Genomic DNA, 13286 nt, shown 5'->3' on the forward strand with positions numbered 1-13286 from the left:
CTGCGCTCGACGGGTGGGACGTGAGCGTCCGACGGGCGGGCCGCGGACCGTGGACGAACAGCCCGCGGACGGCCGCCCGCGCGGAACCCGGTCCGCGCCAGCCCCGGCGTGCCGCCAGAATGGCGCCATGAGGATGATCCAGACCGCGCTCGGCACGCTGCTGCTCCTGCTGATCATCGGCAGCATCCTGCGCACGCTGGTCGTTCCGCGCGGCCTCTACTCGGCGCTGGTGATGCGGCTCTGGCGGGTGCTGCGCACGCTGCTGCGGCTGTCCGCCGGGCCGAACCGCGGCTACCTCGCGCAGGACCGGGCGCTCACCTGGCTGGCGCCGCTGGTGCTCCTCGGCATGCTCGGCGTCTGGCTCAGCTGCATGCTGACCGCCTACACCCTGCTGCTGCACGGCACCTCCGAGCTGAGCTGGTCGGTCTCCGTGCGCGAGGCCGGGTCCAGCCTGTTCACCCTCGGCTTCGCGAGCGGCGAGCGGCTCCACCTCTCCGCGATCGACTTCCTGGCCGCCGCCAGCGGCCCGCTGGTCATCGCCCTCCAGATCGCCTACCTGCCGACCCTCTACGCCGCCTACCAGCGCCGCGAGACCGAGGTGACCCTGCTGCAGTCCCGGGCCGGCGAGCCCGCCTGGGGCCCCGAGCTGCTGGCCCGCCAGTCCCTGGTGGACACCGAGACCGCGCTCCCCCAGCTCTACCGGGACTGGGAGCGGCTGGCGGCCGACATCGGCGAGAGCCACTCCAACTACCCGGTGCTGCTCTCCTTCCGCTCCCCGCAGCCCCACCGCAGCTGGGTGGTCGGACTGATCGCCGTGATGGACGCCGCCGCCCTGCACCTGGCGCTCTGCCCGCGCTCGGCCCCACCCGAGGCCCGGCTGGTGATCCGGGCCGGCTTCACCGCGATGCGCGACATCGGCCGCTCGCTGCGGATCGACTTCGAAGCGGACCCGGACCCGGACATCCCGATCCGGCTGACCTACGCCGAGTACCTGGGCGCCGTCGCGATGATCACTGCGGCCGGGTTCCCGCGCGAGCGCCCGGTCGAGGACGCCTGGGCGCACTTCCACGGCTGGCGGGTCAACTACGAGGCGCTGGCGTACGAACTGGCCCGGCGCAGCGACGCCGTCCCGGCGCTGTGGACCGGCCCGCGCGACTTCCGCGCCCCCGTCATCCCGCCGAGCCGCCCCACCGACCGCCGCCCGTCCTCGACCCCGCCGCCGGGGGCGCCGCTGCCGCCGCTGCCGCCCGCCTGAGCGGGCGGACCGGGCGGACCGGGCGGACCGGGCGGACCGGGTACACTCGTCCGGAGTACGTGCCGTTCAGGAGCACGCAGGAGCAGAGGAAGAGGGAGGTGGGGTTGATGACCGCGCTCAAGGCCGCCATGCGCAGCGTCCGGGTCTCCCTCACGTCCCGGGCCGCGGCCTGACCTCCTCCTGTCCCGCCTCGCCGGGGGCGTGAGCCCGCGGGGCCCGCACGAACACTCCTCAGGAACGGATCTCCGTCCACCATGCGCAACTGGATCACGCGTGCCGAGACCGGCACCGACATCCCGACCATCCGCGACATCAACCTCGCCGCCTTCGGAACTCCCGCCGAGGCCGACCTCGTCGACGCGCTGCGCGCCGACGCCTCCTGGATCGAGGGCCTGTCCCTCGTCGCCACCACCGAGCACGGCACCGACGAGCAGGGCACTGGTGAGCACGGCACCGCCGTCGGCCACGCCCTGCTGACCCGCTGCCACATCGGCGACGTCCCGGCCCTGTGCCTGGCCCCGTGCGCCGTGCTCCCCGCGTACCAGCGCACCGGCGCCGGCTCCGCCGCCGTCCGCGCCGCACTGGACGCGGCACGGGACCTGGGCGAGCGCCACGTCGTCGTCCTGGGACACCCGGACTACTACCCGCGGTTCGGCTTCACCCGCGCCTCCGCCCACGGCATCGGCCTGAGCATCGAGGTCCCGGACGAGGCGCTGATGGCCCTCGCCCTGGACGCCGGCCACCCGCTGCCCGCGGGCACCGTCCGGTACGCCGCGCCGTTCGGCATCTGACGGACGACGCCGGGCGGAGCACCTGGGTGCCCCGCCCGGCGTCCTTCCCTACTGTCAGGGACTGTCAGGGCCCTGCCCGACAGCAGGCCTCAGACGGCCACCGTGGCGCCGGTCGCCAGCGAACGCTCGGCGCCGACCAGGATCTCCACCACCCGCAGGCCGAAGTCCGCCCCGCACGGGTGCGGCTCGCCGGAGGCCGCCGAGGCCCGCAGGGCGTCCAGCGCCCGGTGCAGCGCCGCGGCCGGTCCCTCGCCGCGCGGGGGCAGCTGCACCACGCCGTGCTCGCCGCGCAGCTCCATGCCCGTCCCGCCGGCCGCGAGCGGCGCGGTCAGGCTGAGCGCGAGCGTGCTGGAGGCGCCGCCGGCGTGCCGTACCACCAGGTGGACGGTGTCCAGCGGGCCGGCCGCCGCCGTCACGTGCGTCGCGTCGCCCAGGACCGGCAGCAGGACGGACAGCGCGTGCGGACCGACGTCCCACAGCGCCCCCTTCTCGACCCGCCACGGCGAGGCCGCGTACGGGCTGGTGCTGCCGGGCGCGAACACCGAGCCGAGCCAGTCCGAGCGGCCGGTGAACCAGCCGCCGAGCTCCGCCTGCCGCTCGATCCACGGGATCTGCTCGCCACCGAAGCGCACGGTGAAGAAGACCACCGAGGCGACCTTGTGCTCGCGCACCGCCTCGGCCACGGCCTCGGCGTCCGGCACCGTCAGCGCGACCGGCTTGTCCAGCAGCAGGTGGCAGCCCGCCTCGGCGGCCCGCACCGCGAGGCCCGCCTGCACGGTCGGGGGCAGCGCGATGGAGACCGCGTCCACCTCGGCCAGCAGCCGGTCCAGGTCCGCGTACCCGGGCACGCCGTGCGCGGCGCCCAGCGCCTCGGCCGCCTCCGGTCGGCGGCCCCAGACGCCGGTGAACTCCAGCCCGGGGTGCTCGGCCAGGACGGGCGCGTGCACCCGCTCCGCCCAGGGGCCGGTTCCCAGCAGTCCGATCCGCACGATGTCTCCGTTTCCTTCGTGTTCCGTCGTGTTCCGTCGCGACGCCGCCGCTTGGTCGCGGCGCGTGCTCGCGGCCCGTTCAGCCCCGGACGCGAGCCAGCGTGAAGCCGTCGTAGCCCTTGCTGCCGACCGTCTGCACCGAGGTCGCGGTGACCGTCGGCTCGGCCGCGATCAGCTCGTGCAGCGCCCGGGTGCCGACCACCGCCGGGTCGGTGCTGTCCGCGTCGGCGACCGCGCCGCCGCGCACCACGTTGTCGACGATGATCAGCGAGCCGGGCCTGGTCAGCTGGAGCGCCCGGCGGAAGTACTCCGGGTTGCTCGGCTTGTCGGCGTCGATGAAGACCAGGTCGAAGGGCTCCACGCCCTGCTCGACCAGCGCGGCCAGCGAGTCGGCGGCCCGGCCGACCCGTACCTCGGCGACCCCGGCCAGCCCGGCGGCCGCCAGGTTGCCCCGGGCGACCTCGGCGTGCCGGGGGTCCAGCTCCAGGGTGAGCAGGGTGCCGTCCGCGGGCAGCGCCCGGGCCAGCCAGATCGCGCTGTAGCCGCCGAGCGTGCCCACCTCCAGGATCCGCTTCGCGCCCTGGGTCAGTGCCAGCAGGTGGAGCAGCTTGCCCTGGTTGGGGGCGACCGCGATCTTCGGCAGTCCGGCCGCGTCGGCGGCGGCGGTGGCGCCCTCCAGCACCGGGTCGTGCCCGACCAGCTGCTCGGAGAAGTAGGCGTCCACGGCGTCCCAGGTCGGCTGCGAAGACATCGGGCCCTCCAGAGTGCAAGATCGGCAGCTACCCGGCCGATGCTACTCCGAGGGCCCGAGGGCACCACGACGGTGGTTGTGGACGGCCGGTCGCACGACCGGCCGTACGGGAGGTCAGTCGGCGACCGGCTCCTTGGCCGCGGCGGCGGCCTTGGCCGCCTCCTCCGCCTCGATCTTGGCGTGCGTCTTGGCGGCGCGGCGCTTCATGATCCAGGCCGAGAGCAGGCCGATCACCAGGGCCGCCCCCAGGCCCGCCCAGGAGAACCGGGCCAGCCAGGGCTCGATGCTCTTGCCGACCTTGTAGACCAGCAGCGTCGTGCCGCCGGCCCAGACCACGCCGCCCAGCACGTTGGCGATCAGGAACTTCCAGTACGGCATCTTCAGCGCGCCCGCGAGCGGACCGGCGAAGATGCGCAGCAGGGCGATGAACCGGCCGAAGAAGACCGCCCACATGCCCCACTTCTGGAAGGAGCGCTCGGCGGTGGCCAGGTGGGAGGGCCCGAAGTGCTTGGGGAACTTGCGTCCCAGCTTCTCGAAGAGCGGCTTGCCTCCCTTGCGCCCGATCGAGTAGCCGATCGAGTCGCCGATGATCGCGCCGGCGATCGCGCAGATGGCGACGCCCCACGGGCTCACCACACCCTTGACCGCCATCAGGGACGCCGTGACCAGGGCGATCTCGCCGGGCAGCGGAATGCCCAGCGACTCCAGCCCGATGATCAGACCGACCACGGCGTACACCGCTGTCGGCGGAATCCCCTCGATCCAGGCGTCGATGTGCAAGGCCAGTCCCTCCGTGGCAGGACGGGACCGGCCGCGCTCCCCCTGGAGCCGCGTGCCCGTCCCGGCAGTTCGTCCGATGGCGGCACCCAGGCCGCTCCCCCGGAAACGAGCCTAACGTGCCGGGCGGCCTGTCCCCCCGGCCGATCACCCGTGGTTACGACGTACGCCCCCGCGCCATGGTTCCAGCTCGACCACCGTTTCTTCAAGATTCGGCAAAAAGCAGTGCGACCACGGACGGGCGCTGCTTGATCCGGCGCGCGAACGGCAGCAGGGCGCTCACCGGCCACCGCCCGCCCTCCGGGTACACCTCGCGCACGTCGGTGACCCCCGGGTGCGCGGTGGCCAGCTCGCCGCGCTCGTCCGCGTCCATCCCGAACGGCATCGGCGGCGCCTGGTAGTACCGGTCCCGCAGCTTGCCCTCGACGGCCCGCCGGCTGAACCAGCGCGGCACCGCGTCCAGCACCATCGCCCCGCCCGGGAAGCGCTCGGCGCAGGCCGCGATCAGCGCGCGGACCTCCAGCGGCCGCAGGTACATCAGCAGGCCCTCGGTGCTGATCAGCACCCCGTTCGACGGGTCCACCTCGTCCATCCAGCCCGGGTCGGTGGCCGAGTGGGCGACGATCCGGTGCCGCTCGTCCGGCGGCAGCAGCCGCCGCCGCAGCGCGACCGTCTCCGGCAGGTCCACCGACAGCCAGCTCGCCCGCCCGTTGTCGACCCGCCAGGCCTGGGTCTCCAGGCCGTCTCCGAGCCCGACCACGGTGCCGCGCGGGCAGCGGGTCAGGAAGTCCGCCACCTCGCGGTCGAAGCAGGCGGCCCGCAACGCCTGGAGCTGGCTCACCAGAGCGTTCTCCCCGAACCGCGCCGCGAACGGGTAGTCGATCCGCTCCACCAGCTCGACCGCCTTCGGGTCCGGCAGCACGGTGTCCGGCCGCCGCGCCTCCACCGCCCGGTGCCACAGCGTCCACAGCGCCGTCTCCGGTACCTGCCCCAGCTCCGGCCGCTCCCCGCCGCCACTCATCGCTCGCTCCTTCGGACGTGGTCCCGTCGCGGTCCGACGCGGTCCGTCGCGTTCCGTCGCGTTCCCGCCGTGTTCCCGTCATGGGCATGAACCCGCCGATTCTGACACCCCGTCCGCACCTCCCCTCCCGCCGACGCGCCGACTCACCGACCCGTGGAGCTCTACGACGCCAACCATCGACCGGGCCTTCCAGGCGACCTGGAGCGCGCGAACTCGTTCTCCCGCGTGGGCACTTCTCACCCCACGGGGTGGAGAACCGAACGACGGAGGGCCACGTGCTCCAGCACCTCATCACTCACGACCACGACCTGCGGATGGTCCCCACCGACCGGAACCAGCTGACCACCTCGGTCGGCCGGCTCCACGAGGAACTCCGGGCCCTGCCCGACGGGACCGACCCCGCCCGTGCCCGCCTCCTGACCAGGTGGATCGGCATCGGCCACCTTTGCCTGGGCCACCACGAGGAGGCCCGTACGTTCCTCCGCCAGTCGCTCGACCTCGCCACGGAGACGGGCAACACCCGGGCCGTCGTCGCCACCGGACTCAACCTCGCCGACGCACACCGCTACGCCGGTGACGTGCGGACCGCGGACGCGCTCTACCGCAGCGCGCTGGACACCGCGCGAACCCGGCACCCGGAACTCCTCGACTTCGCACTCCAGCACACCGGCAAACACCTGATGGAACGCGGTGACCTCACGCAGGCCCGGACCCATCTACAGGAGGCACTGCGGCTGCGGATCGCCAAGGGGGACAGCGAGTTGATCGAGTCCACGCAGGCCGCACTCGACAGGGTGGAGCTACTGCTCGACCGCCCCTGACCACCCCTGCGGCAGACCCCGTCCCCGTTCTGCGCCAGGAGGCCGTAGCGGGGCCGGCGGTCAGCCCAGCCCGTTCGACCAGTCCGCCAGGAGGGCGAAGTCCTCCGCCGTCAGGCCGGCTTTCGGGTCGATGTGGTGGAGGAGTGCCGGGGCCGGGTGGTGGGTTTCGACCCAGGTGCGGTCGGCGTCCGTGATCAGGTCGTCGACCCAGGCGAACGGGCGGCCCTGCGCCCAGGTGACGATCTGTGGGGTCTTCCAGAACACGCCGTCGTCCGGCTCGGGCCGTGGCTCGGACCAGGGGATGTACGGCAGGGCGGGCAGCCCGAGCAGGGGGGCGATGAAGGTGTTGGCCTCCTCCTGCCACGTCGTCGCCCATGCCAGGTCGAAGGGCAGCGCGGCGAGGGCCGGGCCGTGGGCCGGGTTGAGCCAGACCCGCAGGGGCTTCGGGGCCTTGTGGGGAAGCCCCCAGGCGGTGAGTCGGCGGCGCTCGGCCGCTTCCCAACGTGGTGTCGTCAGCCGGTGGGTCCGGTAGCCCTCGGGCCGCCGGTAGGGCTTCGCCGCACACGGGTTGAGCGGTCCGTCGACGTCCAGCAGGAGCAGCGGACGCACCGGCTCACCTCCCTTGATCGTCCCCGCAGGCTACCGGCGGGGACGGGGACGGACCAGCGGATTTCCGCGCCAGGGGCCGTGAGGGGGTCGAGGGTTCAGCCGATGCTGAAGGCGCCGTCCGGCGGGGGCGGGGAGTCGGTGGCCTCGGCGTCGGTGACCGGGGCGGTCCGGCCGACCAGGGCGGCCAGGTCGTCCCCGTCGGTGAGCCGGGCCGGGAAGATGTCGCCCGCGAGCAGCCGGGTCAGCTCGGCCACCGGTAGCGGCGCGGTCGAGCCGGCCAGCAGGATGTTGCCGTACCGGCGGCCGCGCAGCACCGGTGCCTCCGCCACCAGGCAGACGTACGGGAACACCGCGCGCACCGTCGCCGCCTGCGCCTTGGCGAAGGCCAGCGGCGGGCCGTCCGCCAGGTTCGCCGCGTAGCAGCCGCCGGGGCGCAGCGCGGCGGCCGCCAGGCGCAGGAACTCCACCGAGGTGAGGTGCGCCGGGGTCCGCGAGCCGTGGAAGACGTCGGCGATCACCAGGTCCTGCGAGCCGGCCGGGGTCTCGGCGAGGGCCGCCCGGGCGTCGCCGACGGTCGCGGTGATGTCCGCGCCGGGGCCCTGCCAGGGCAGGTGTTCGGCGACCAGTTCCAGCAGCGGCCCGTCGACCTCCACCACCCGCTGCCGCGAGCCGGGCCGGGTGGCGGCCAGGTAGCGGGGCAGGGTGAGCGCGCCGCCGCCGAGGTGCAGCGCGTCCAATGACTGCCCGGCGGGGGCGAGGGCGTCGGCGAGGTGGCCGAGGCGCCGGGTGTACTCGAACTCCAGGTGGGTGGGGTCGGCGAGGTCGACGTAGGACTGCGGGGTGCCGTCCAGGGTGAGCAGCCAGCCGCCGTCCCGGTCGAGGTCGGGCATGAGCTTGGCGAAGCCCAGGTCGGTCCGGCGGCCGACCGGCACCGGTTCGTCGTCCTCGTCCCGCGAATCGTGCCCGTCGTGCCAGTCGTGCTCGGAGGTCACGCGTGCTCTCCGACGGGCTCGACGTCGAGGTACGCGGCGAGCCAGTGGTCCAGCTCGGCGAACACCTCGGTGCGCGCGGCCTCCCCGGAGAGCACCAGGTCGTGCATGCCGCCCTTGATCCGCACGATGGTGACGTGCCGGCCCAGCCGCGGCCCCTGCGCGGCGATGTCGTCGGCGCGCAGCACGGCGTCGGCGTGGTGCAGCGCGCTGTGCCACTTGGTGGTGGAGATGGAGCGGGTCGAGGCCATCAGCAGCACCGGCACGTCGATGCCCAGTCCCCGGTGCAGCCGCCGGTGGCCCTGGTGGATCGCGGACAGCCAGCCCGCGTACAGCGGGAAGCTCTCGGGGCGCTTGAGGGTGAGGTCGAAGTCCCACTCGCCCTGGTGGTCCTTGTGCAGGCTGTGGGTGTAGTGCGGGTTGAGCGCGGACGGCAGGACGCGGGTCGGCGCCAGCCGCCCGAGCGCCGTGACGGCGGGGCCGCCGAGGGTGCGGACGGCGGGCCCGGCCGGCATCGACAGGAACGGCGAGTTGAGGAACAGCCCGTCCACCAGGCCGCGCCCGGCGCGCCGGGCGGCCCACAGCGCGCCGATCAGCCCGCCGGTGGAGTGCCCGTTCAGCAGCAGCTGCCGGTGCCCGTCCACCTCGCGGATGATCCGGACCGCCTCGTCGATCTCCTCGTCGTACTCGGCGAGGTCGCGGACGAAGTTCGGCGACTGGTGCGGGCGCAGGGAGCGGCCGTACTTGCGCAGGTCGAGGGCGTAGAAGGAGAAGCCGAGCGCGGCGTAGTGGTCGGCGAGGTTGGTCTGGAAGAAGTAGTCGTTGTACCCGTGGATGTAGAGCACGGCGCGCTCCGCCCCGGGCACCGGCCGCCGGACGAGGGTCGCGCACACCGGCCCCTCGTCGTCCGGCGGCAGCGTCAGCTCGGCGGCCTCGTAGGGGGCACCCAGGATGTCTTCACGGAACTCCATCTGCTTGCCGCACCCGTCCTCTGCTCTGTCTGCCTGTACCGGCAGGTGACCGCCTGTTCCTTCCCCGACCATACCGGCCGGTAGCCGCGCGGTGCTCGGCGGTGGCCCTCCGTCCCGGCCGCGCTTGGTACGGTTGGGGCCCACTCCGCCCCGAGCGAGGACGGAGTGACGGCGGTCGGACGCACTGGTGCGCGCGGGGGAGAGCATGACGACGGCGGATCGGACGAGGCCGCAGCTGGTCTTCGTGCACGGCATCGGCCGGCCGCTGGACCCGGGCCGCGCGCTCGCCGAGTGGAAGCGCGCGCTGGCGAAGGGTGCCCGGGCGGCGGGCTTCGCGTCGGAGGTCTCGGCGCTCGTCATGGACTGGTCCGCGGACAGCGCTTTCGCCCATTACGGGGACCTCTTCTCCCCACACGAGGCCCAGGGGGCGGGCGTTGCCGCCGCGTCAGACGACGAGCAGGCGCAGCTCCTGATCGACTTGCTGGGCGAGTTCCTCGACAGCGCGAACGATCTGCGGGAGTTCCGCGGCGATCCGCGGTTCGCCCGGGTCCGGGCCCAGGTCCGGCCGAGCGGCGAGGCCCAGGGCGTCGGCGCCGTCGCGCGTCGTCTGGCTGCGGTCGTCGCCGCCGTGGCGGCCGTCCCCGGACTCCGCTGGGGCGCGCAGCAACTGAGTGCCGCCCGGCTCCTGTCCGTCCTGTCGCAGCCCGGCCGCTACCTGCGGCGGGCAGAGCCGGACGCCGACGGCCGGACCCTGGACCGGCGCATCCGCGACCGTGTGCTCGAGCACCTCGACCCGGCCAGGCCCGCGATCGTGGTGGCCCATTCCCTGGGCTCGGTGGTCGCACTGGAGGCCCTTGCCGAATATTCGGGCCCGGTCCGGCTGTTCATCACGATCGGATCGCCGCTGGCCGTGCGCGGTCTCGTTCGGCAGCGGCTGGTGCCGCAGCCGCCCACCACTCCGGAGTCGGTGGCGGCATGGGCCGACTTCTGGGACGACGACGACCTCGTGGTGCCGCCCCGGCTGCCAGCCGACGTAGTCAGGCCGAACGCCGCCGGGGTTCGCCCGGTCTCGACGCCGCTCACCTCGGCCACGCTCTGGTCCCACGACGCGACCCGCTACCTCCAGCACCCCGACGTCGCACGAGCGGTCATGGAGGCGCTGACGGCCCGGACGCCGGCATGAACCAGCCGGGGCAGTCACCGGCACGCCACCTGTTCCTGGTCGCCACCCAGTCGAAGGCGGCGGGCCAGCGGCTGACGAAGCTCCGGTCCGCCGCCGACGAGTTGTTCGGCGTCCTCACCGACCCACTGGCCGGCGGCTGCGTTCCCAGCCCGGCCACCGACCCCGCGAGCCTGCGGTCGGGCTCGGTGAACCGCCAGGAGATCGAGGAGGCCTTCCACGCCGCTCTCCGCGCCGCGGCCGGTGCCCGCGCCACCCTCGTGCTCGCGTTCCTCGGCCACGGCCAGGTGGCGCCCGGTGGGACCAGGCTCTGGTACATGGCCGCGGACAGTGAGGACGGCACGGCCACCGGCTCGATGGACGTGAACGCCCTCCTCGATCTGGCAGCCGACCAGCAGGGCGTCGAGGGGGTCATCGCGCTCCTCGACACCTGCCACGCCGGTGCGGGCCTGCCCGACACCGCGTCACTGACGGGCGGCTTCCGCGGTGGCAGGAAGCGCCTTGCCGTCCTGATGGCGTGCGGAACCCAGCAGGAGGCGTACGACCTGGGCTTCAGTCGTAGGGTGAGCGAGGTCCTCACCCGTGGACTGCCGGACACCCGGGAGTTCGTCCGGCCCGGGGACGTCAAACTCGCGATCGCGCCCGGCATCCTCCAACAGGACGTCCAGGCACTGGAGTTCGACGGGGACGCCGTCGCCGGAGCCCCCCTGTGGCTGGCCCGCAACGTACGGCGCGAAGCCCGCGGAGCAACCCGCGGCGTCGGACCGATCGGCGCGGAGGACCTCGCCAGGGCGCTGGAGTGGTGGCCCAACGCTCCCGCGACGCCGGCGGCCTGGACGCGCCAGGCCCTCGTCGACCTCACCGCGAACGCGGCCGCCGCCGGCGCCGGTTGGGCCGCCGAGGTGGCAACCGGCCTGCTGGCGGCAACGGACACCGGCGACCTCATCGTCGATCTGACCGGGGCGAACGGCCTCACCACCCGGCTGCTGCGGCGTCTGGCGGCCGAGTTCAGCCGTGATTGGTCCGACCGTCTCCCCGAGCCGGTCCGGCCGCCCGGCACCCTGGAGGGGCGGCCGCTGCTCCAGTACCTCCTCGAACACGCCGCGTTGCGCATGCACGCGCCCACCGAATCGGGGTACCGGGCCCTCGCCTGGTACCTCGCCGCCGCCGCCGAGGCCTGCGGCGTCGACCTGTCCGACGACCGGGTGACGCGCTGGACCCGGCAGACCGGTGCCCGGATCGCCCTCAACGACGCGCAGGCGATGCGCGCCGAGCGCCGCACCCGCGACCGGGCACCACACCTGGTGATCAGCCTGCACGCGGCCCGGATCGACTGGCCAGACTCGCTGTCGGTCTGCCTGCGGGAAGGACCGGACTGCCGGCACCACGAGCTGTTCGCGTGCACCCCCGACCGGGAGGGCGTCGAGCTTCTGCTGCCCGACGTCCTGGCGTGGGCCGAGGACCGGCTGCCCGACGGCGGGCAGGTGCAGCACATCGACATCGTCGCTCCGACCCCCGTCCTGCTCGACTGGCACCCGGAGGAGACCGTCGTCGGCCTGTACCGGCTCGGCGTCACCCACTCCGTCTCGCTCCGCTGGGCCGACCGGCTCGTCGTCCCGCGCCACCTGCGGGGGTTCAACGAGCAGGCCCGCGGCCAACTGGAGCGGATCGCCAAGGAGCCCCCGGCCGATGGCGCCCCGGTCGACTGGGTGCATCCGGCCGACGCCGCCGCCGAGTTGCAGAAGGACCTGCAGAACGGCAGGTACCGGCGCGCGATCGGGATCGCCGGCCACCCCGGGCCCACCCGGCTCCGGGAACTGGCGGCCGTCCTCCTGCACTACACGCCGATCCTGCTGTGGCCCGTCGCCGACGCACCCGCCCCGCAGGCCGCCCGGGACTGCGTCTCCCACCTGTGGGAAGCCCTGCCCGACGGCTTCGGGGAGGCCTACCGCCACCGCTGGCAGGGCGGCGACCAGGACCCGACGACCGGCACCCACCTGAACCGGCTGGCCGACCTGCGCACCGCCTGGCACGACCTCGACTGGCTCGACTTCTGCAGCAGCTACACGCACCACTCTCCGCCCGCCGCCCCGAGGAGCTCCTGATGTCCTGGACCAGCTACTACCGCGGCGACGGCGAGCCCCGCAGCGTCCCGCTCGCACCACCGCCGCCGTGGCGCACCTTCTCCCCCGGCCACGCTCCGCGGGCGTTCCTGCCACCCGAGGGCCTCACCGACGCCGTCAATGCGGCCCTCTACCTGCACCGCCCCCTCCTGATCACCGGGAACACCGGCACCGGCAAGTCGACCGTCATCGAGCAGGTCGCCGCCGAGCTGACGCTGGGGCCGGTCCTGCGCTGGCACATCACCTCGCGCAGCACGCTGCCGGACGCGCTCTACCGCTACGACGCCCTCGGCCACATCCACGCGTTGCGCCTCCAGCAGACCTCGACGGGTGGCGGGAACGGCAGGCACGGCAGGATCAGCCGGCTCGCCCGGCGCTCGGGCGGGCCCGACATCGCCCCGTTCCTCCAGTTCGGCCCGCTGGGCACCGCGCTGCTCCCTGGTGACCGGCCCAGGGCGCTGCTGATCGACGAGATCGACAAGAGCGACATCGACCTGCCCGCCGACCTCCTCGACGTCCTGGAGAGCGGCCGGTTCGAGATCCCCGAACTGGTCCGGCGCCCCCGACGCGACATCCGGGTCCGCGAGTGGGACGGACCGGCCACCCACCCCGTGCCGAGCGGGCAGGTGCAGTGCACGACCTTCCCGTTCATCGTCATGACCAGCAACGGGGACCGCGAGCTGCCGGCGCCCTTCCTCCGCCGTTGCATCCGCTACGACATGCCGACCCCGACGGCGGAGACGCTGCGCCGGGCGGTCGAGTCACACCTCGGGCCGGCCGCTGCGGCCCCCGGTCCTGCGGGCGAGCTCGTCACCGCCTTCGCCGAACGCCTCGCCCGCGGCGACAGCCTCGCCGTCGACCAGCTGCTCAACGCCGTCCGGCTCGTCATCGACCCGCAGGCGCCGACCGGCGACCAGCGCAGGCGGCTCCTCGACCTGATGCTCCGGGACCTGTCCGGTGCGTGAGGGTGTCGTCGGTCTGGTGGCCGCCCTCAGCCGGCTCCTACCGC

Annotated in this window: 13 protein-coding genes; 6 read left to right on the plus strand and 7 right to left on the minus strand. The window is 74.0% G+C overall.

Going from position 1 to position 13286, the window contains the following annotated elements:
• Positions 1–127 precede the first annotated feature (127 nt).
• Together ACFRQN_RS09470 and ACFRQN_RS09475 are read left to right on the plus strand one after the other, a co-directional pair.
• On the plus strand, positions 128–1255 hold the full coding sequence (locus tag ACFRQN_RS09470; RefSeq protein ID WP_049650683.1) for a hypothetical protein: 1128 nt from the start codon (positions 128–130) through the stop codon (positions 1253–1255).
• Between the two features lie 254 nt (positions 1256–1509).
• Positions 1510–2046 (plus strand): GNAT family N-acetyltransferase, encoded by a 537-nt coding sequence (locus ACFRQN_RS09475; protein ID WP_074003688.1) that lies wholly within the window; start codon positions 1510–1512, stop codon positions 2044–2046.
• An 89-nt stretch (positions 2047–2135) separates the two neighbouring features.
• On the opposite strand, the gene ACFRQN_RS09480 is transcribed toward ACFRQN_RS09475, so the two are convergent.
• The 4 genes from ACFRQN_RS09480 to ACFRQN_RS09495 all read right to left on the minus strand — a co-directional run bounded on the left by ACFRQN_RS09480 (position 2136) and on the right by ACFRQN_RS09495 (position 5584).
• On the minus strand, positions 2136–3035 hold the full coding sequence (locus ACFRQN_RS09480; protein ID WP_049650681.1) for a Gfo/Idh/MocA family protein: 900 nt from the start codon (positions 3033–3035) through the stop codon (positions 2136–2138).
• A 79-nt stretch (positions 3036–3114) separates the two neighbouring features.
• Entirely contained in the window at positions 3115–3786 is a 672-nt protein-coding gene (locus tag ACFRQN_RS09485) for an O-methyltransferase (protein WP_049650680.1), read from the minus strand.
• 114 nt (positions 3787–3900) lie between these two features.
• Positions 3901–4566 (minus strand): DedA family protein, encoded by a 666-nt coding sequence (locus ACFRQN_RS09490; protein WP_117486626.1) that lies wholly within the window; start codon positions 4564–4566, stop codon positions 3901–3903.
• A 202-nt stretch (positions 4567–4768) separates the two neighbouring features.
• Positions 4769–5584, minus strand: a complete 816-nt coding sequence (locus ACFRQN_RS09495; RefSeq protein ID WP_380739433.1) for a class I SAM-dependent methyltransferase — start codon at positions 5582–5584, stop codon at positions 4769–4771.
• Between the two features lie 275 nt (positions 5585–5859).
• Here ACFRQN_RS09495 and ACFRQN_RS09500 point away from each other — a divergent pair, with 275 nt between their 5' ends.
• Positions 5860–6405: a tetratricopeptide repeat protein gene (locus tag ACFRQN_RS09500; RefSeq protein WP_380739435.1), complete on the plus strand. Its 546-nt coding sequence runs from the start codon at positions 5860–5862 to the stop codon at positions 6403–6405.
• 60 nt (positions 6406–6465) lie between these two features.
• On the opposite strand, the gene ACFRQN_RS09505 is transcribed toward ACFRQN_RS09500, so the two are convergent.
• The 3 genes from ACFRQN_RS09505 to ACFRQN_RS09515 all read right to left on the minus strand — a co-directional run bounded on the left by ACFRQN_RS09505 (position 6466) and on the right by ACFRQN_RS09515 (position 8974).
• Positions 6466–7005, minus strand: a complete 540-nt coding sequence (locus ACFRQN_RS09505) for a hypothetical protein (RefSeq protein WP_079272358.1) — start codon at positions 7003–7005, stop codon at positions 6466–6468.
• Positions 7006–7109: 104 nt separating this feature from the next.
• Complete coding sequence (locus tag ACFRQN_RS09510) at positions 7110–7904, minus strand: spermidine synthase (protein WP_074003839.1); 795 nt, start codon at positions 7902–7904, stop codon at positions 7110–7112.
• A gap of 98 nt (positions 7905–8002) precedes the next feature.
• Positions 8003–8974, minus strand: a complete 972-nt coding sequence (locus ACFRQN_RS09515) for an alpha/beta hydrolase (protein WP_380739437.1) — start codon at positions 8972–8974, stop codon at positions 8003–8005.
• A gap of 205 nt (positions 8975–9179) precedes the next feature.
• Here ACFRQN_RS09515 and ACFRQN_RS09520 point away from each other — a divergent pair, with 205 nt between their 5' ends.
• Genes ACFRQN_RS09520 through ACFRQN_RS09530 form a run of 3 tightly spaced genes read left to right on the plus strand, consistent with a single transcriptional unit; the run spans position 9180 to position 13242 of the window.
• Positions 9180–10157 (plus strand): alpha/beta fold hydrolase, encoded by a 978-nt coding sequence (locus ACFRQN_RS09520; RefSeq protein ID WP_380739439.1) that lies wholly within the window; start codon positions 9180–9182, stop codon positions 10155–10157.
• Positions 10154–12259, plus strand: a complete 2106-nt coding sequence (locus tag ACFRQN_RS09525) for a hypothetical protein (RefSeq protein WP_380739441.1) — start codon at positions 10154–10156, stop codon at positions 12257–12259. Before ACFRQN_RS09520 ends, ACFRQN_RS09525 begins: the two co-directional genes overlap by 4 nt.
• Entirely contained in the window at positions 12259–13242 is a 984-nt protein-coding gene (locus tag ACFRQN_RS09530) for an AAA family ATPase (RefSeq protein WP_380739443.1), read from the plus strand. Before ACFRQN_RS09525 ends, ACFRQN_RS09530 begins: the two co-directional genes overlap by 1 nt.
• Positions 13243–13286 lie beyond the last annotated feature (44 nt).

The sequence above is a fragment of the Kitasatospora sp. NPDC056800 genome (assembly GCF_042789775.1).
Taxonomy (GTDB): Bacteria; Actinomycetota; Actinomycetes; order Streptomycetales; family Streptomycetaceae; genus Kitasatospora.